Origin of the sequence: Reyranella aquatilis, from assembly GCF_020880995.1 — a bacterium.
Taxonomy (GTDB): Bacteria; Pseudomonadota; Alphaproteobacteria; order Reyranellales; family Reyranellaceae; genus Reyranella; species Reyranella aquatilis.
The window spans coordinates 433,145-450,475 of the sequence record NZ_JAJISD010000002.1 but is presented as its reverse complement, the minus strand read 5'-3'; the positions used below and the strand labels follow the sequence as shown (position 1 = coordinate 450,475).

The following is a 17,331-nucleotide window of genomic DNA, read 5'->3' as shown; positions in this document are numbered from 1 at the left end:
GTTACTGAACTCCCGGGATCGGATACTGCTTCAGCACTTCCTTGTACTGCGGCTCGTTGTCGATCTTCATGGTGGCGAGCACGCGGACGACGGCGCAGTAGAAGGCGATGGTGAGCACCAGATCGGTCATGTGCTCGTCCGACAGGTCCTTCTTGATCTCGGCGAAGGTGGCGTCGGACATTGCGAGGTCCTTCACCATCTCGCGCGCGCCTCTGAGGACGGCCTTGGTCAGCGGTTCGAGATTGGAGGGCTTGCCCTCGGTCTCGGCCATCAGTCCCTTGATGTCCTCGTCGGTGACCCCGAATTCCTTGCCGATCTTCACATGATGGGTGAATTCGTACTCGGACTTCTCCAGCCAGCCGACCTGCAGGATGGCGAGCTCGCGCAGGCGCGTGTCGAGCTTGCTCTTGAAGCGGATGTAGCCGCCCAGCCCGCTGAAGGCCCGCGCCATGTCGGGCGAGTTGACCAGCAGCTTGTGCAGGTTGGTGTTGCGCTTGAGCATGTCGCGATACTCGGGCGCGACCTGGTCGGGCTCGAGATAGGGCAGGCGGGCCATCGTCAGTTTCCTCCTCATTGTCATCCCGAGCCGAAGGACGCGGGATCCTTGATTGTTGCCGCGAAGATCCCCCGCGGTGCACGGGGCGACCGTCGCGGATGATGGGCGTCAGTGATCCTGCGAATCGCACGCCGGGCCCTGCAGGGTCACGCCGCCGTCGACGACGATGACCTGGCCGGTGATGTAGCGGGCGTGGTTGCTCAGCAGAAAGCGCACGGTATGGCCGACGTCCCAGCCGGTGCCCTCGGTCTTGAGCACGGAGGCGCTGGCGCGCTGGGCGCGGGCGGCCTCGCTCATGCCGTTGCCGCGGGCGTAGACCATGGGCGTGTAGACAGGGCCGGGGCAGATGCAGTTGACGCGGATATTGTCGCGGCCATGGTCGACCGCCATCGCCTGGGTGAGGCCGATCACGGCGGCCTTGGAGGTCGTGTAGGTGGTGAGGCCGCGCGGCCGCAACGCCGAGATCGACGAGATGTTCACGATCGCGCCGCCTTTGGCAGTCTTGATCATCGCCGGAATCGCGTGCTTGGAGACCAGGAACATCGTCTCGACGTTCACCTGCATGACGCGGCGGAACTCCTCGGGCTTCTCCTCGACCACCGAACCGCGGCTGCCGATGCCGATATTGTTGTCGAGGAAGTCCAGTCGTCCCCAGTGATCGACGGCGGCATCGACCAGCCGCTTGCACTCGGCCTCCTGCGTCAGGTCGCCTGCATGGGCCGCGGCGCTACCGCCCTCGGCCTTGATCATCTCGACCGTGCGCTCCGCCAGCTTGAGGTCACGGTCGGCCACCAGCACATGGGCGCCGGCGCGGGCCAGCAGGATCGCCGCCGCCCGGCCGTTGCCGATTCCGTCGCCCGCGGCGCCGCCGCCGGCAATCACCGCCACCTTGCCGGCCAGGCCGGCGTCGTCCTCTGGACCTTTCACGCGTTCCTCCTCAGGGCAGGCCGGCGCCGGGCACGTCGACGCGCATCGTCTCGATGCGACCGTCCTGCTTGTCGGCGATGGCGGGCCCGCTGCCGCTGTTGGTGATGACGAAGAGCGTGCGGCGGTCCTTGCCACCCAGCATGCAGGCGTAGGCCGCGCGCTCGCCGAGGTCGAGGGCGTGCGTGACCGTGCCGCCCTCGAGCACGCGAACCATCTGATGGGTAAAGGCGCCGGTGACCCAGATGCCGCCTTCGGCATCGAGGCAGATCCCGTCGGGATTGCAGGTCGGCGTCTCGGCCCAGACTCGCCGATTGGAGAGCGTGCCGTCGGGCGCGATGTCGAATGCCGTCAGGCGCTTGGCGAAGGTCTCGCCGATGATCATCGTCCTGCCGTCGGGCGTGATGACCGTGCCGTTGGGGAACATCAGCTCGTCGGCTGCCGCATGGACGGAGCCGTCAGGGTCGACGCGGGCCAGCACGGCGGCGCGCGGCTTCTCGCCGGCATGGCGATCGAAGCCGAAATTGCCGACATAGGCGCGGCCCTTCGCGTCGACCACCATGTCGTTGCAGAGCCCTGTCGCGAGGGCGCCGAGTTCCGCCTCGACCGCGAGCTTGCCGTTGGCAAAGCGCATCAGCCGTCGGTCGGTCATGCTCACGATCAGCATCGTGCCGTCGGGCCGCCAGCCCAGCCCGGACGGCCGGCCCGGCACCTCGACGATCGTCTCGGCCTTGCCGGTTTCGTCGACGGTGCGGACCTGGTGGACGTAGAAGTCCGAGAAATAGAGCCGGTCGTCCCGCCAGCGCGGGCCCTCGCCGAAGGAAAGGCCGTCGAGCAGCGGTTCGAGCTTCATGTCCGGTCCCACTCGATCCGGAAGGAATTGCCCTCTGGCTTGACGTAGCCCGCGTTGGCGCCGGGAAAGTGAGCGGGACAGAGGAGAGCGTTGCTCTCGACGCAGTCCTCGAGCAGCTTGCGGCGCGAGACGGCGGACATGGACTGGTCCCAGCAGAACTGGCTCGACCAGTCGGGATGATAGACCTGGATCGGGTGATGCATGATGTCGCCCGAGAAGCAGGCCTGCTTTCCCTGATCCTTCAGGTTGATGGCGATCGAGCCCGGCGTGTGGCCGGGATAGTCCTTGATGGTGAGCAATGGGTCGGGCTGGTGATCCTTGTCGATCATCACCGCCTTGCCGGCCTCGACGATCGGCAGGACCGAATCGTCGAACGAGCCGTCGTTGACCTTGCCCTCGCCTTGAGTTTTGCGCTCGCTTTCCCAGTGCGCGTACTCGCGCCTGGCGAAGAGATACTTCGCATTGGGAAAGGTCGGGACCCAGCGGCCGTTCTCCAGCTTGGTGTTCCAGCCGACATGGTCGACATGCAAGTGAGTGCACATCACGAAGTCCACGGACTCCGCGGGGCAGCCGCAGGCCTTCAGCCGGTCGAGGAACGGCGTATTGAGATTGTTCCAGCCGGCATTGTGGCGCTGCTTGTGATTGCCGAGGCAGGTGTCGATCAGGATCGTGTGCCGGGGCGTCTTCACGATCCAGGTGTGGACCGAGCCGATTAGCCGGTCGCTGCCCTCCTGCACATGCTCCGGCACCATCCAGTGCTTCTGGGCGTCGAAGGCGTCCTGGTCGAACTTCGGAAACATGCGGCCGGGCTTGAAGCCTGGACCGCAGATTTCCTCGACCTTCTCGATGGTGGCTCCGCCCAGCGTTCGCACGGTCATGGCGTGGCTTCCTGCAGGAATTGAGGACTGGAAAGGGACGTTTAGAACGTTACGACGCTGCGGATCGACTCGCCCTTGTGCATCAGGTCGAACGCATGGTTGATCTTCTCGACCGGCATCGTGTGGGTGATCAGCGAATCGATGTCGATCTTGCCGTCCATGTACCAGTCGACGATCTTCGGAACGTCGCGACGACCCTTGGCGCCGCCGAAGGCGGTGCCCATCCAGGTACGGCCGGTAACGAGCTGGAACGGGCGTGTGGCGATCTCCTGGCCGGCGCCGGCGACGCCGATGATCACCGACTTGCCCCAGCCGCGATGGCAGCATTCAAGCGCCTGACGCATCAGCTTGGTGCTGCCGACGCATTCGAAGCTGTAGTCCGCGCCACCGTCGGTCAGCTCGACGAGATGCGCGACCAGATCCTTGTCGCCGAGGTCCTTTGGGTTGACGAAGTGCGTCATGCCGAACTTGCGGCCCAGCGCCTCGCGTGCCGGGTTGAGATCGACGCCAACGATCATGTTGGCGCCGACCATGCGCGCGCCCTGCAACACGTTGAGGCCGATGCCGCCCAGGCCGAAGACGACGACGTTGGCGCCGGGCTCGACCTTGGCGGTGTTGATCACCGCGCCGATGCCGGTCGTCACGCCGCAGCCGATGTAGCAGACCTTGTCGAACGGCGCGTCGGGACGAATCTTGGCCAGCGCGATCTCCGGCAGCACCGTGTAGTTCGAGAAGGTCGAGCAGCCCATGTAGTGATGGATCTTCCTGCCCTTGATCGAGAAGCGCGAGGAGCCGTCGGGCATCACGCCCTGGCCCTGCGTCGCGCGGATCGAGGTGCAGAGGTTGGTCTTGCCCGAGAGGCAGGATTTGCACTGCCGGCATTCGGGCGTGTAGAGCGGGATCACGTGGTCGCCCTTCTTGAGCGACACGATGCCTGGACCGACATCGACCACGACGCCCGCGCCCTCGTGGCCGAAGATCACCGGGAACAGGCCCTCGGGATCGCCGCCGGAGCGCGTGAACTCGTCGGTGTGGCAAACGCCGGACGCCTTGATCTCGACCAGGACCTCGCCGAACTTCGGCCCTTCGAGATCGACGGTCTCGATCTCGAGATTCTTGCCGGCCTCGAAACAGACGGCTGCCTTTGTCTTCACGCGATGCCCCCTCAAAACACTGGTGATGAAACCTAGAGCAGGGGGACGCCCACCGTCTACGCTGCGGCGCGGCCGGCGAGCCTATGCGCCATTTCCGACTTCGCCTCGCGGTATTGGCTGACGAGGCGCCGCACGAGGTCGGCGGCGGCGGGCACGTCGTCGATGTTCCCCACGCCATGACCGGCCGTATAGATGTCCTTCCAGCGCTTCTTGTTCTCCTGCGCGCCGACGATCTTGCCCGGGAGGGTGGTGCGCAGCACGTCGAGGTCGATGCCGGCCGCCAGCAGGCTGGGCGTCAGCCAGTTGGCCGGCGCGCCGTCGATCGAGGCGGTGAGGAAGACGTCGGTCGCCCGCGTGCCGAGGATCATGTCCTTGTGCGCCTGTGCCGCCATCGCTTCCTCGGTCGCGATGAAACGCGTGCCGATATAGGCGAGGTCGGCGCCCATCGCCTCGGCGGCGAACACATCACGGCCCGTCGTCTGGCCGCCGGCCAGCACGACGGCGAAACTGTCGCCGAGCTGACGCACCTCGTTCATCAACGCGAAGGGATTGATCGTTCCGGTATGGCCGCCGGCCCCACCCGCCACGGCGATCACGCCGTCGACGCCGGCTTCCAGTGCCTTCTCGGCATGGCGCCGGTTGGCGATGTCGTGCAGCGCGACGGCGCCCCAGCCATGGATGCGCTTGATGGCATCGCCCGGCGCACCCTTGGAGGTGAGCACGACCGGCACCTTGTACTTCTCGACCAGTTCGAGGTCGCCCTGGTAGCGCGGATTCGAGGCATGAACGACGAGGTTCACGGCCCACGGCGCCGGCTGCTTGCCGGCATCCTCGAGGCGCTTCATGCCCTCGACCATCTCGTCGAGCCAGGCCTGGAACTCCTCGCGGCTGCGCGTGCCGTGGGCAGGGAAGCTGCCCATCAGGCCCTCGCCGCAGCAGGCGAGCGTGAGCGCAGGGTTGGAAACCAGGAACATGGGAGCGGCGATGGCGGGGATCGCCATGCGCTCCATCAACTTGTGCACTTCGGTGCGCGGCATGGATCAAACCTCTCCGATGGTGGGCGTGGTCGAGGTCACGCCGCTGTCGTTCAATTGCTTCAGTCGGGCATCGTCGTAGCCCAGCAACTCGTGCAGCACCTCGCTCGTGTGCTGGCCGAGATCGGGCGCCGGCCGCTCGATGGCGAGGCCCTTGCCGTCGAGCCGATAGGGCAGGCCCTTCACGAGCGCGCCGTGTTCGTCGCGTACCAGGGTGACACCCTGAAGCGCGGTGTCGCGCAGCAGGTCGTTGCCGTCGAGGCAGGGGGCGGCGGCGATCCCCTTGCCGAGCAGCGTCTTCACGGCCGTCTCGCGATCGGTGGCGGCGCAGAAGTCCGCCATCGCCGGATCGGGCGCATCAAGCGTTACGGCCAGCCATTTGCCGTCGCTGCAACTGTAGGCGTCCTGCTGTGGCACGCCGGGCATCGTGTTGCCGCGTGGTTCAAGCCGGTGAGCCGGATCGGCCGAGGCGGCGAGGATCTCCTCGCCCAGGGTGAACGACGCGACCTCGCGCTGGGAGAAGTCGAGGAATGCGCCCCTGTTCGTGCGGCGCGCTTCGGTGACGGCGGCGATCACGATGCCGGTGGCGAACAGCGACACGATCTGGTCGGGATAGTTCACGTCCATGCCCGAGATGCGCGGCTCCTCGCCCTCGTAGCCGGTCAGCGAGGCGATGCCCGAGGTGGCGTCGAGAGTGCTGCCGAACGAGACGTTCATGCGCTCCGGTCCGGTGTCGCCTTGGCTGGAGATGGCGGCGAACACCAGGCGCGGATTGATCGCGCTCAGGTCCCTGTAGCCCAGCCCGGCGCGATCGAGCACGCCGCGCCGGAAATTCTCGACCACGACGTCGCAGTGTGCCGCCAGCTCGCGGATGACGCGCTGACCTTCCGGATCCTTCAGGTTCAGCGCCAGCCCACGCTTGTTGCGGTTGGTGAATCGGAACTGCGGCGAGCGGTTCCACCATCCGTCGTCATCGTCGATCTTGCCGACCACGCGGAAGGGATCGAGATAGGCGCCCGATTCGATCTTGATCACGTCGGCGCCAAGATCGGCCAGCATCGCCGAGGTGTTCGCGCCGGCGGTCAGCAGCCCGAAATCGAGCACGCGGATACCGGCGAGAGGACGCTGGCCCACTTTCCCATTCAAATAGGGAGGTGTCGCGGTCTTCCGCGACGGAGGGGGCATCGTGTTCGGGTTCGCCGCTTTGACCCCTCCGCCCTCGCAAGACGAGGGTACCTCCCCATTTGAATGGTGAGACGTAAGGGGCGGCGCAGGCCGCGGCGAGAACGAGCGGCCGTTCCATTGCACGGGAAGCTGCGGCAGGCGCAATGTGCCCTCGGTCGGATGAAGCATGTCGGCGAGGAAGCCGCGCGCCACGTATTGCTCGGTCCGCAAAAGCTCGGCCGGCGAGAAGATCGGGCCGAAAGGCACGCCCTTGGCCTGCGCCGTCTTCTGGATCTCCTCGCGTGTCTTGCCGGCGAACCACGGCGCCAGCGCTGCATAGAGCTCCGCGATGTTCTTGCGTCGCCCCGCGCGCGTATTGAATTTCGGATCGTCGAGGCGGGGATCGCCGACAAGGGCGCGGGTCGCGGGCCACTGCGTCACTGTGTAGACGACGGCCACGTGACCGTCGCGACAGGGCAGGACCTGGAACTCCGAGTTCCTGCCTTCGCGGCCCGGCGAGGTGCCGGAGGCGGCGGCGCCGGACGCCGCCTTCCAGTTCACCCACTGCATCACTTCCGCGAGCGATACGCGCACCGCCGGTGCCGGCCGGCCGGCCTCGCGCGCCGCGAGCGCCGCCATCAGTCCGGTGAAGGCAGTGAGGCCCGCCGGATAGGACGCCTGGTGCCCGCCGAGCTTCAACGGCTTGCGTGCGGGCTCGCCCACCATGTGCATCAGCCCGCCGAGTGCCTGGCTCGCCAGTTCGCTGACGGGACGCAGCGCGGCATTCATCTCGGCCGGGAAGGCCGCGATCTCGACGGGCGCCGCTTTCGACGAGCGCAGCATCGCCGCGACGACGGCCGGCTCCTCGAACAGCACGACGTCCGCCTCGCCGACGAGATCGGCGAGGTCCTTGCGTCCGTCCTCGGCCGCGAGGTCGAGCGTCCGCGAGCGCTTGGACGTGTTGAGGAACTGGAATAGTGCGCTTTCGCCCTGCGGCAGCAAGGGTTGCGCACGACGGACAGGGTCGCCGCCGGGCGGCTCGACCTTGAGTACGTCCGCGCCGAGGTCGGCCGCGATCTTGGCGGCGAGGGACGTCGCCAGACGCAGGCAGAGCGGCACTTTGGCGTCGTTCACCTCGACGATCCTGAAGCCTGCGAGCGGCGGGGCGGAAGCTTCGTTCATCGCAGGATGATCTGCGCAAGCCGGTGCTGCGGTCAATGTCACGCGCGTGCTACCGTCTCGCGTGACGGAGGACTTCAAGCAATGGCACAGACCGGCAATCACAAGGGACTGACGTTCGGCATCTTCCTGGCGCCGTTCCATCGCGTGGGCGAGAACCCGACGCTCGCGATGGCGCGAGACATGGAGCTGATCGAATGGATCGACGAGCTGGGCTATGACGAAGCCTGGATCGGCGAGCATCATTCCGCCGGATGGGAGACCATCGCCTCGCCGGAAGTGTTCATCGGCGCCGCCATCGAGCGCACCCGCTACATCCGCCTGGGTTCCGGCGTCACGAGCCTGCCCTATCACCATCCCCTGATGGTCGCGAACCGCTTCGTGCAGCTCGACCACATGTCGCGCGGCCGCACGATGCTGGGCTGCGGCCCGGGTGCGCTGCCGTCCGACGCCTACATGATGGGCATCGATCCCTCGACCCAGCGGCCGCGCATGGAGGAGGCGCTCGAAGCCATCATGCGCCTGCTCGAATGCAAGGAGCCGGTCACGATGAAGACGGACTGGTTCGAGCTGAAGGAGGCGCGGCTGCACCTCGCGCCCTACAGCTATCCGCATTTCCCGATCGCCTGCGCCAGCACCATCACGCCCTCGGGCATGATCGCCGCCGGCAAGCACGGGCTCGGCGTCCTGTCGATCGGCGCGGGCATTCCCGGCGGGCCGGAGATGCTCGGCAAGCAGTGGGGCATCTACGAGGAGACGGCGGCCAAGCACGGCAAGACCGCGGACCGCTCCAAGTGGCGCGTCGTGGTGAACGCCCATGTGACCGAGGACGACGAGCAGGCGCTGCGCGAGGTCCACGCCGGCGAGCGCCGCGAGACCGTGACCTATTTCGAGGACACGCTGGGCCGTCCGCCCGGCCGTGCCGACGACCCGCTGCGCGACGGCGTGAAGATGGGCACGACCCTGATCGGCAGTCCGGACACCGTCGCCAAGGGCATCGAACGGCTGCTCGGCTTCTCCAATGGCGGCTTCGGCGGCGTGCTGTTCCGCGCGCACGAATGGGCGACGCGTGAGCAGACGATGCGCTCCTACGAGCTGTTCGCGCGCTACGTGATGCCGCGTTTCCAGGGCTCGCTCGACACCATCGTCAACTCGAACCAGTGGGCCAAGGACAACCGCAAGGGCATCTTCGGACCGAACGTGGCGGCCGTGAAGAAGGCCTTCACCGACGCCGGCCGCGAGGCGCCCGAGGAGTTCCGCAACCGCACGCCGGGCGCCCGCGACGTCGCGGGCGACTGAGGCTTGGCGGGCGATCCATGGCTGGCGCGCTGGCTGCCGCTCCTCGCCGAGCGGGCTGGCGGGCGGCCGGTGCTGGAACTGGGCTGTGGCGGCGGACGCGATACCGCCACGCTAGCCGAGGCCGGGCATCGTGTGATCGGTGTGGAACTGTTGGCCGCGGCCGCCAGCCGAGCCCGGGATCGCGTGCCCTCAGCCGAGATCCATTGCCAGGACATACGCGCACCGCTCCCGATAACCGGGCCGGCCGGCGTGGTGTTGGCGAGCCTTTCGTTGCACTACTTCGGCTGGGCGGAGACCTGTGACCTTGTCGATCGCGTGCGCGATGCGCTCGCTCCCGAAGGCGTGCTGCTGTGCCGGCTCAACTCGACCAACGACCACCATTTCGGCGCCAGCGGTCATCCGGAAATCGAGAAGAATTTCTACGAGGTCGATGGGGCGCCCAAGCGCTTCTTCGATCGGGAGGCCATCGATCGGCTGTTCGCGCGCGGCTGGCGTGCGCTTGCCATCGGGGAAATGGTGATCGACCGGTACGATCACCCCAAGTCTGTCTGGGAAGCCGTCCTCGAGCGGAACGACTAGAGCCGCGAGACGTCTAAAAGGTCTTCTTCGTTCCCGGTTGTGCGTCGATCACCTCGATCGAGGTCTGGCCCAGCGCCGCCTTGTATTCGGCGGGCGTGCCGCGGAGGAACGGGTTGCTGGCATAGTGCATGGGCCAGGCCATCTTGGGCTTGATCAGTTCCTTGGTGGCGTAGGCCGCGGCCTTCGGGTCCATGACGAAGTGGCCGCCGATCGGGATCAACACGAGGTCGGGCTTGTAGTATTCGCCGATCAGCTTCATGTCGCCGAACAGGCCGGTGTCGCCCATGTGGTAGATCTTGAAGCCGTTCTCCAGCTCGATGATGAAGCCGCAGGGCTCGCCGGCGGCGTAGCTCGTGTCCTTGCCGGTCGCCGGGTCCTTGAGGATCATCTCCGAGGAATGGTCGGCATGGACCATCGTGATCTTCACGCCGGGGAAGGGCTCGATGGTGCCGCCTTTGCTCATGCGCGGCACCAGGTTCGCCGGCATTAGGCCGAGCGTCGCCAGCGTCTGGTTGAGGCCGGCCGGCGCCCAGATCGGCACGTTGTTCCTCTTCGAAATCTCCAGCGCGTCGCCGAGATGGTCGCCGTGACCGTGCGTCACCAGGATCAGGTCGACCTTGCCGATCTTGTCGAGATCCTTCAGTTCCGGCGGGATCCGGGTGGCGCCCATGATCCACGGATCGATCATGATGACCTTGCCCGTCTGCGTGGTGAGCTTGAAGGCGGCCTGGCTGTACCACAGCAACTCGGCCTTGCCCGTTGCCGGAGCGGGAGTCGGAGCCTGGGCGCTGGCGTTGCCGGCGAACGCCAAGCAGGCCGCGGCTATGACGGACAGAAGACGGAAGGTCATGTGGCAATGCTCCCCGGTTCGTTTCGCAGAGCCTAGCATCGTTCTTCGCAGCGAAAGAGCGCACTTTCCTGTGAGGCTGCGATCCCTCACCATGTGCACCGCACAATGACGAGGGAGATGGCGCGCCTATGAGCATCAAGGGCAAGGCCTATATCGCCGGTATTTACGAACACCCGACCAGGCTCGCGAAGGACATTTCGCTGGCGCAGATCCATGCGCAGTGCGCCAAGGGCGCGCTGGAGGATGCGGGCCTCACCAAGGACGATGTCGACGGCTATTTCTGCGCGGGCGACGCGCCGGGCCTCGGCCCCATGTCCATGGTCGAGTACATGGGCCTGAAGCCCCGCCACGTCGATTCGACCGACACCGGCGGCTCCTCCTATGTGCTGCATGTTGGCCACGCCGCCGAGGCGATCGCCGCCGGCAAGTGCAAGGTGGCGCTGATCACCCTGGCCGGCCGGCCGCGCGCCGAGGGCATGGCGACGGGCACCGTGCCGCGCAGCCGCGGTGGCACGCCGACGCCGGACGAACCCTTCGAGTTCCCGTACGGGCCGACGGTCGTGAACATGTACGCGATGTGCGCCATGCGCCACATGTACGAGTACGGCACGACTTCCGAGCAGCTCGCCTGGATCAAGGTCGCGGCGTCGCATCACGCGCAATACAATCCGCATGCGCTGCTGAAGGACGTCGTCACGGTCGAGGAGGTCGTCAACTCGCCCATGATCTCCGATCCGCTGCACCGGCTGGACTGCTGCGTCATCACCGACGGCGGCGGTGCGATCGTCGTCGTGGCGCCGGAGATCGCAGCCAAGCTCAAGCGGCCGAAGGTCAAGCTGCTGGGCGCCTCCGAGTTCGTGAAGACGCAGATGGGCGGCAAGGTCGACCTGACCTATTCGGGCGCACGCTTCACCGGCGCGGCGGCCTTCGCCGAAGCGGGCGTGAAGCCGGCAGACATCAAGTACGCCTCGATCTACGACAGCTTCACGATCACCGTGCTGATGCAACTCGAGGATCTCGGCTTCTGCGAAAAGGGCAAGGGCGGCGCCTTTGTCGCCGACGGCAACCTGATCGCGGGCACCGGCAAGCTGCCGTTCAACACCGATGGCGGCGGCCTGTGCAGCAACCATCCCGGCAATCGCGGCGGCCTCACAAAGGTCCTCGAGGCGGTACGGCAGCTCCGCGGCGAGGCGCACCCGAAGGTGCAGGTCCCCAATTGCAATCTCGCGATCGCGCACGGCACGGGCGGTTCGCTCGGGCTGCGGCACGGCAGCGCCACCGTCATTCTGGAAAGGGAGTAACCCATGGCCGAGACCAAGGAACGCAAGCTGCCCGCGCCGGCCATCAGCGACGAGACGCAGGCCTACTGGGATGCCGCCGGCAAGGGCAAGCTGCTGGTGCGCAAGTGCACGAGCTGCGGCCAGGTGCATCACTATCCGCGCACGATCTGTCCATTCTGCTTCAGCGACAAGACCGAATGGGTCGAGGCGTCGGGCAAGGGCACGATCTATTCGTTCAGCGTCATGCGCCGTGCGCCTGTACCTTATGCCATGGCTTACGTGACGCTGGCCGAGGGTCCGCGCATGGTGACCAACATCGTCGATTGCGACTTCGACAAGCTGAAGTGCGAGCAGCCGGTGAAGCTGGTCTTCAAGCCGACCGACGGAGGCCCGCCGCTGCCGATGTTCACCCCGGCCTGAGGCCGGCGTTGGGGGCCCGCTTCAGCGGGCCCCGCGCATCTTCACGAGTTCGGCCTCGAGTCGCCTGGCGGCGATCTCGGTGCCGAGCTCGGTCCAGTGCCCATCCGACACGCGATAAGTCCCCGGCACGCCCTTCAGGTCGTCTTCCAGATCGACGACCGTCACGCCCCTCGCTTCCAGTTCCGCCCGCAGGACGCGGTGCATGGCCTCGCGCTGTCGCGGAAAGCTGAGATAGCGCGGCCACGGACTCCAGAATTCGGCGTAGCGTGGATCCACCAGCCCGACCGGCGCCAGGGCAATGGCAAACCTGATGCCCCGTTGGCGTGCGAGGTCCTGCGCGCCCAGCAACCAGCTCATGGTCGCGGCAATGTCGGACCTGTTCAGGGACTGCTCAATCTCCGATGGGGTCAAGGGCACCGACCAGGTGGCGGTCTCCCAGTCGACCATGCCCGCCATCCACCAGCCCTGAAGATACTCCTGGTCGCGCTCGCGTGGCTCGAAGGCATCCCAGAACCGGTCGCCGCCGCGCGCCAGGATCTCGCGCATCACCCGCTCGTCCTTCTGCGGGTAGTAGTAGGTCTTGAGGAAGCTGACCATCGCATCGAGTCTTTCGGCGCGCGGCTTCTTCAGAATCGCCGCCACGTCTTCGACCCCGACGACCTTGCCGCTTCCGAACTCCGAGAGGCCGAGGCGATTGACCAGCAACCAGGTCAGCCGGGGGGCGACAGCGCCCAGCCAGGAGGGCCGGGGCCGTTCAGCGACGAGAGGCGGGACCTGCCAGGGTGACAGCGGGTCGGAGACGAAGTCGTTGCCCGAATAGAAGACCAGCACGAGGGCGTCGGGCTGAAGGAGCAGGCCGATGTCGCGGATGCGGTAGTAGTATTGCCGCGGCCCGGTCGCCGATACGCCCAGGCTCACCAGTTCCAGATCGCGTCGGCCCTGCGACTGCCATAGCTCCTCGATCCGCATGCCGACCGATCTGTCGGCGAAGGCACCTTCGACGAAACTGTCGCCGACGATTGCCGCGCGAAACATCCCGGCTGGCTTGGCGATCGGATGCTCCCCGTCGCGCAGGCTCCAGCTGTTGTACTGTGGCATCGCCTGCGCGCCGCTCAGCGTGCTCGCGATCGCCGCGTTGGAAACCTCGATCGGCCGCAGCTCGCGCGCGGGCCAGGGCGGCACGACGAAGGCGCTGAGCGCCTCGAACCCCGCCACGGTGAATGCCACGAGCAGTGCGACCAGCGTGCTCCAGAGCCAGAAACGTCTTTGCTTCATCGGGCGGAGGTCTTAGCGAAATGAACCCGCCTTTCCAACGAGGCGCCTTCATCGCACGTGCACGCCTCGTGCGTGTCAAAATGTGTCGATCGCGACGATCGGCCAGTCAGCGGGCGACGTCGAAGACATAGCGGTCCGGTCGGAGCAATGCCGCTCGGACGCCGTTCTGCTCCAGCCATTCCTTTCCGACCTCGGGTAGCGGCACGGCATCGGGCCTGAGGTGTTCGAGCAATGACGTCTCGCCGACGATCGCGAAGCGCTGGCCGATCGCATCGTCCATCAGCCGGTCATCGGCCAGCTTCGGTTGTGGAAAGATCATGCCGACCGGCGGTGGCGCGTCGGCGCGATGGCCGGGCCCGAGCTGGGGCTGCGGAAAATCGAAGAGCGAGGCACCTGAGGCGAAGCGGGCATCCCGTGCCGCGGCGGCTGCCGAATCGGTCTCCTGCAGGATGGCGCCAAGCCTGACCGCCAGGTCTATGAACGCGCGCACGTGAGGTACGCGCTCGCTCTCGTAGGTATCCAGCAACCCATCATCGGACTCGCCCCTGACGACGGCAGCCAGTTTCCAAGCGAGGTTGGCGGCATCGCGAATGCCAGCGCACATGCCCTGGCCGAGAAAGGGCGGCGTCTGATGGCAGGCGTCGCCGGCGAGCACCAGCCGGCCGCGCCGCCATCCTTCCTGTACGACCGAGTGAAACGTATAGACGGCGCTGCGTTCCAGCGTGGCGTCCTGCGGCCCGACCCAGCGCTCCAGCATCGGCCAGAAGGTGGCAGGCTCGGTGAGGCGGGTGGGGTCGTCGCCCGGCATCAGCATGATCTCCCAGCGCCATCGCCGGCCGCCGACATGGACGACGGTCATCGGCCGCGCCGGGTCGCAAAGCTGGAGCGTATAGTCCGGCAGGGCCTGCACCCTCGGCCGCTCACGGTCGCACAGGAGGTCGACCACGAGCCAGGGCTGGTGCAGCCCGAGGTCGTGCGAACGGCTGCCGATGGCGTTTCGCACCATCGAACGGGCGCCGTCGCAGCCGACGACGAAACGGGCGGTCAGCTCGTCGGTGCATCTGATCTCGCGGCCGAGATGAACGCGCACGTTCGGAAATCGGCTGAGGCCCGAGCGCAGGATCTGCTCGAGGGCTGGCTGGTGAAAATACCAGTTGCCCGCCCAGCCCTGCGGACCCGGTCCTTCGAGGCCGCGGCGAACCATGAGCGTGACGCCGGCGGCGTTGACGAAGTGCATCCCCTTCGACGAGGGGCGGGAGGCGGCGGCGACCGCGGTGGCGAGGCCCGCCGACTGGAAGATGCGCATGACCTCGCCGTCGAAGTGCACGGCGCGCGGCAGCGGGTGGATCTCGCGCTCCCGGTCGTAGATGTCGACCGAGAGGCCGGCCTGGCCCAGCAGGTTGCCGAGCATCGCCCCCACCGGTCCGCAGCCGACGATGGCGACATCGGGATGGGGGGAGGTCACGGGGCGGGCCTGAACGTCGCTAGGATCTCAGCGCTTCCCACACGCGCTCGGGCGTGGCCGGCATGTTGATGTGCTTGCCGCCCAGCGCGTCGGAGATTGCGTTCATCACCGACGGCAGCGAGCCCGCGCAGCCGGCCTCGCCGCAGCCCTTGGCGCCGAGCACGTTCGTCTTCGCCGGCACCGAGTGATAGTCGATTCTGAAGGAAGGCGCGTCGCCCGCGCGCGGGATGGCGTAGTCGGTGAAGCTGCCGGTGAGCGGCTGGCCCTCCTCGCTGTAGACCACGCGCTCGAAGATCGCCTGGCTGATGCCCTGCACGACGCCGCCATGGCTCTGGCCCTCGACCAGCATGGGGTTGATGACCGTGCCGAAGTCGCCGACCATCGTGTACTTCACGACCTCCACCGTGCCGGTGTCGGGATCGATCTCGACCTCTGCCACATGCGCGCCGTTGGGAAAGGCCGAGGGCGCGGCCTCGTGGACATGGCTGACGTCGAGCGTGTCGGGCACGCCCTCGGGCAGTTTCAGGCCACCGCGCAGCTTGGCTGCCAGTTCCATGATGCCGATGCCGCGGTCGGTGCCGACGATCTCGAAGCGGCCGAGCTTGAACTCGATGTCGGCGGCCGAGGCTTCGAGCGCCACGCCCGCGATCTGCTTGCCCTTCTCGATCACCTTGTCGGAGGCTTCCACGATCGCCGCGCCCGACGCCATGATCGACTTCGAGCCGCCCGTTCCGCCGCCCGCGATCAGCAGGTCGCTGTCGCCCTGCTTGAGCTTGATGCGTTCGAACGGGATGCCGAGCTTGGTCGTCAGCACCTGCGCGAACGCCGACCAGTGGCCCTGGCCGTAGTCGAGCGTGCCGGTGATGATGGTGACGTCGCCGTTCTCTTCGAAGCGGAGGCCGCCCATCTCGTTCGTCGGCGGCGCCGTCACTTCGAGATAATCGCCGATGCCCAGCCCGCGCAGCTTGCCGCGCTTGGCGCTCTCTTCCTTGCGGGCCGCGAAGCCCGCGACGTCGGCCAGCTCCAGCGCCTTGTCCAGCAGCACCGTGAACTCGCCGCTGTCGTAGACCGTGCCCGAGGCGGTCTTGTAGGGCATCTCCTCGGGCTTGATGTGGTTGCGCCGGCGGATCTCCGTTTGGTCGAGGCCCATCTCGCGGGCTGCGGTGGCGATCAGCCGCTCCATGAAGTAGTTGGCCTCAGGCCGGCCCGCGCCGCGATAGGCGCCGATCGGCGAGGTGTGGGTGAAGGCCACCTTGGTCTGCACCTCGATCAGCGGCGTTCGATAGACCGCGGCGAGATTGCGCGAGACGCCGAGCGCGCCCATGGCCGCGCCGACGTTGGAGAGATAGGCGCCGAGATTGGCGTAGCCCTTGAGGCGCACGGCGAGGAAGGTGCCGTCCTTGTCGAGCGCCAGTTCGGCGTCGAAATCGTGGTCGCGGCCATGCTGGTCGCTGAGGAAGCTGCCCGAGCGGTCGTCGGTCCATTTGACCGGGCGGCCGAGGATCTTCGAGGCATGGAAGAGGCCGGCATATTCGGGATACGGCGAGCCCTTCATCCCGAACGAGCCGCCGACATTGCCGGTGACGACGCGCATCTGCGCCGGCTTGATCCCCAGCAGCGCGGCCATCTGGTTCTTGAGGCCGAACACGCCCTGGCAGCCGGCATAGAGGGTCGAGCGGTCGGTTTCCTTGTCGTAGTGGCCGATCGCGGTGCGCGGCTCCATCGCGCAGACGACGATGCGGTTGCTGACGAGGTGCAGCTTCGTCACATGCGCGGCCTTGGCGAAGGCGTCCGCCACCTTCGCGCTGTCGCCGAACTGGAAGTCCGCACAGACATTGTCCGGCACGTCGTCGAACACGATCGGCGCGCCGGGCTGGGTGGCGGCGCGCGCCTCCGTGACGGCAGGCAGGGGTTCGATGTCGAGGACCACGGCCTCGGCGGCATCGCGCGCCTGTGCCTGGGTCTCGGCGACGACGAAGGCCACGGGATCGCCGACGAAGCGCACCTTGTCGGTGGCGAGCGAATAGCGCGTCGGCGTCTTCATCTGCGAGCCGTCGCGGTTGGGCACCATCATCACGGTCTTCAGCGCGCCGTATCCGGCGGCGTTGAGGTCGGCGCCGGTCCAGACGCCCAGCACACCCGGCATGTTGCGCGCTTCCTCGGCGTCGATGCCCTTCAGCAGGCCATGCGCGACCTGGCTGCGCACCATCACTGCATAGGCCTGGCCGGGCAGGTTGACGTCGTCGGTGTAGCGGCCCTGGCCCTTGAGCAGGGTCGGGTCCTCCTGGCGCGGCACCGGCTGGCCGACGCCGAATTTCATCAGATCGAGTTTGTCGGCGGCGAGAGGCGCGTTCATGGCTATTCCGCTTCGAAAAGTGGGGGATTTGAACGCCATCATAGCGCAGCAAGGCATGGGCTGTG

15 protein-coding genes are annotated in these 17,331 nt (G+C 66.9%); 4 read left to right on the top strand and 11 right to left on the bottom strand.

Annotated features, from left to right (window positions below):
- Nucleotide 1: 1 nt before the first annotated feature.
- From LJ725_RS07980 to LJ725_RS07950, 7 genes are all read right to left on the bottom strand, one after another.
- The gene (locus LJ725_RS07980) at nucleotides 2–556 is read right to left on the bottom strand and encodes a carboxymuconolactone decarboxylase family protein (protein ID WP_230550105.1); all 555 of its coding nucleotides are present in this window, start codon (nucleotides 554–556) and stop codon (nucleotides 2–4) included.
- Nucleotides 557–664: 108 nt separating this feature from the next.
- Nucleotides 665–1,483 (bottom strand): SDR family NAD(P)-dependent oxidoreductase, encoded by an 819-nt coding sequence (locus tag LJ725_RS07975; RefSeq protein WP_230550104.1) that lies wholly within the window; start codon nucleotides 1,481–1,483, stop codon nucleotides 665–667.
- Nucleotides 1,484–1,493: 10 nt separating this feature from the next.
- Nucleotides 1,494–2,333, bottom strand: a complete 840-nt coding sequence (locus tag LJ725_RS07970) for an SMP-30/gluconolactonase/LRE family protein (protein WP_230550103.1) — start codon at nucleotides 2,331–2,333, stop codon at nucleotides 1,494–1,496.
- A complete protein-coding gene (locus LJ725_RS07965; protein WP_230550102.1) occupies nucleotides 2,330–3,211 on the bottom strand; it encodes an MBL fold metallo-hydrolase in 882 nt (293 codons plus the stop codon). Before LJ725_RS07965 ends, LJ725_RS07970 begins: the two co-directional genes overlap by 4 nt.
- A 41-nt stretch (nucleotides 3,212–3,252) precedes the next feature.
- On the bottom strand, nucleotides 3,253–4,365 hold the full coding sequence (locus LJ725_RS07960) for an S-(hydroxymethyl)glutathione dehydrogenase/class III alcohol dehydrogenase (protein WP_230550101.1): 1,113 nt from the start codon (nucleotides 4,363–4,365) through the stop codon (nucleotides 3,253–3,255).
- 56 nt (nucleotides 4,366–4,421) lie between these two features.
- Nucleotides 4,422–5,402 carry an NAD(P)H-dependent flavin oxidoreductase gene (locus tag LJ725_RS07955; protein WP_230550100.1) on the bottom strand — a complete coding sequence of 327 codons (981 nt, stop codon included), beginning with the start codon at nucleotides 5,400–5,402 and terminating at the stop codon, nucleotides 4,422–4,424.
- Between the two features lie 3 nt (nucleotides 5,403–5,405).
- On the bottom strand, nucleotides 5,406–7,745 hold the full coding sequence (locus tag LJ725_RS07950) for a CaiB/BaiF CoA transferase family protein (protein WP_230550099.1): 2,340 nt from the start codon (nucleotides 7,743–7,745) through the stop codon (nucleotides 5,406–5,408).
- 81 nt (nucleotides 7,746–7,826) lie between these two features.
- Here LJ725_RS07950 and LJ725_RS07945 point away from each other — a divergent pair, with 81 nt between their 5' ends.
- Nucleotides 7,827–9,041, top strand: a complete 1,215-nt coding sequence (locus LJ725_RS07945; RefSeq protein ID WP_230550098.1) for an LLM class flavin-dependent oxidoreductase — start codon at nucleotides 7,827–7,829, stop codon at nucleotides 9,039–9,041.
- A gap of 3 nt (nucleotides 9,042–9,044) precedes the next feature.
- Entirely contained in the window at nucleotides 9,045–9,620 is a 576-nt protein-coding gene (locus LJ725_RS07940) for a class I SAM-dependent methyltransferase (protein ID WP_230550097.1), read from the top strand.
- A 13-nt stretch (nucleotides 9,621–9,633) separates the two neighbouring features.
- On the opposite strand, the gene LJ725_RS07935 is transcribed toward LJ725_RS07940, so the two are convergent.
- Nucleotides 9,634–10,470, bottom strand: a complete 837-nt coding sequence (locus LJ725_RS07935; RefSeq protein ID WP_230550096.1) for a metal-dependent hydrolase — start codon at nucleotides 10,468–10,470, stop codon at nucleotides 9,634–9,636.
- A gap of 128 nt (nucleotides 10,471–10,598) precedes the next feature.
- On the opposite strand from LJ725_RS07935, the gene LJ725_RS07930 reads away from it, so the two are divergent.
- Nucleotides 10,599–11,771, top strand: a complete 1,173-nt coding sequence (locus LJ725_RS07930; protein ID WP_230550095.1) for a thiolase domain-containing protein — start codon at nucleotides 10,599–10,601, stop codon at nucleotides 11,769–11,771.
- A gap of 3 nt (nucleotides 11,772–11,774) precedes the next feature.
- Nucleotides 11,775–12,170, top strand: coding sequence for a Zn-ribbon domain-containing OB-fold protein (locus LJ725_RS07925; RefSeq protein WP_230550094.1), 396 nt, complete (start codon nucleotides 11,775–11,777; stop codon nucleotides 12,168–12,170).
- Between the two features lie 21 nt (nucleotides 12,171–12,191).
- Here the strand turns inward: LJ725_RS07925 and LJ725_RS07920 are convergent, their stop codons facing one another.
- The 3 genes from LJ725_RS07920 to LJ725_RS07910 form a co-directional block, all read right to left on the bottom strand.
- Complete coding sequence (locus tag LJ725_RS07920) at nucleotides 12,192–13,445, bottom strand: SGNH/GDSL hydrolase family protein (protein WP_230550093.1); 1,254 nt, start codon at nucleotides 13,443–13,445, stop codon at nucleotides 12,192–12,194.
- 106 nt (nucleotides 13,446–13,551) lie between these two features.
- Nucleotides 13,552–14,910, bottom strand: coding sequence for a bifunctional 3-(3-hydroxy-phenyl)propionate/3-hydroxycinnamic acid hydroxylase (locus LJ725_RS07915; protein WP_289298025.1), 1,359 nt, complete (start codon nucleotides 14,908–14,910; stop codon nucleotides 13,552–13,554).
- 19 nt (nucleotides 14,911–14,929) lie between these two features.
- Nucleotides 14,930–17,266, bottom strand: coding sequence for a xanthine dehydrogenase family protein molybdopterin-binding subunit (locus LJ725_RS07910; protein ID WP_230550092.1), 2,337 nt, complete (start codon nucleotides 17,264–17,266; stop codon nucleotides 14,930–14,932).
- Between the last annotated feature and the right edge of the window lie 65 nt (nucleotides 17,267–17,331).

What these genes read in the sequence shown, in the direction of transcription:
- LJ725_RS07980 (WP_230550105.1), bottom strand. Translation starts at nt 556, where the DNA reads ATGGCCCGCCTGCCCTATCTCGAGCCCGACCAGGTCGCGCCCGAGTAT.
- LJ725_RS07970 (WP_230550103.1), bottom strand. Translation starts at nt 2,333, where the DNA reads ATGAAGCTCGAACCGCTGCTCGACGGCCTTTCCTTCGGCGAGGGCCCG.
- LJ725_RS07965 (WP_230550102.1), bottom strand. Translation starts at nt 3,211, where the DNA reads ATGACCGTGCGAACGCTGGGCGGAGCCACCATCGAGAAGGTCGAGGAA.
- LJ725_RS07955 (WP_230550100.1), bottom strand. Translation starts at nt 5,402, where the DNA reads ATGCCGCGCACCGAAGTGCACAAGTTGATGGAGCGCATGGCGATCCCC.
- LJ725_RS07950 (WP_230550099.1), bottom strand. Translation starts at nt 7,745, where the DNA reads ATGAACGAAGCTTCCGCCCCGCCGCTCGCAGGCTTCAGGATCGTCGAG.
- LJ725_RS07945 (WP_230550098.1), top strand. Translation starts at nt 7,827, where the DNA reads ATGGCACAGACCGGCAATCACAAGGGACTGACGTTCGGCATCTTCCTG.
- LJ725_RS07935 (WP_230550096.1), bottom strand. Translation starts at nt 10,470, where the DNA reads ATGACCTTCCGTCTTCTGTCCGTCATAGCCGCGGCCTGCTTGGCGTTC.
- LJ725_RS07930 (WP_230550095.1), top strand. Translation starts at nt 10,599, where the DNA reads ATGAGCATCAAGGGCAAGGCCTATATCGCCGGTATTTACGAACACCCG.
- LJ725_RS07925 (WP_230550094.1), top strand. Translation starts at nt 11,775, where the DNA reads ATGGCCGAGACCAAGGAACGCAAGCTGCCCGCGCCGGCCATCAGCGAC.
- LJ725_RS07920 (WP_230550093.1), bottom strand. Translation starts at nt 13,445, where the DNA reads ATGAAGCAAAGACGTTTCTGGCTCTGGAGCACGCTGGTCGCACTGCTC.
- LJ725_RS07910 (WP_230550092.1), bottom strand. Translation starts at nt 17,266, where the DNA reads ATGAACGCGCCTCTCGCCGCCGACAAACTCGATCTGATGAAATTCGGC.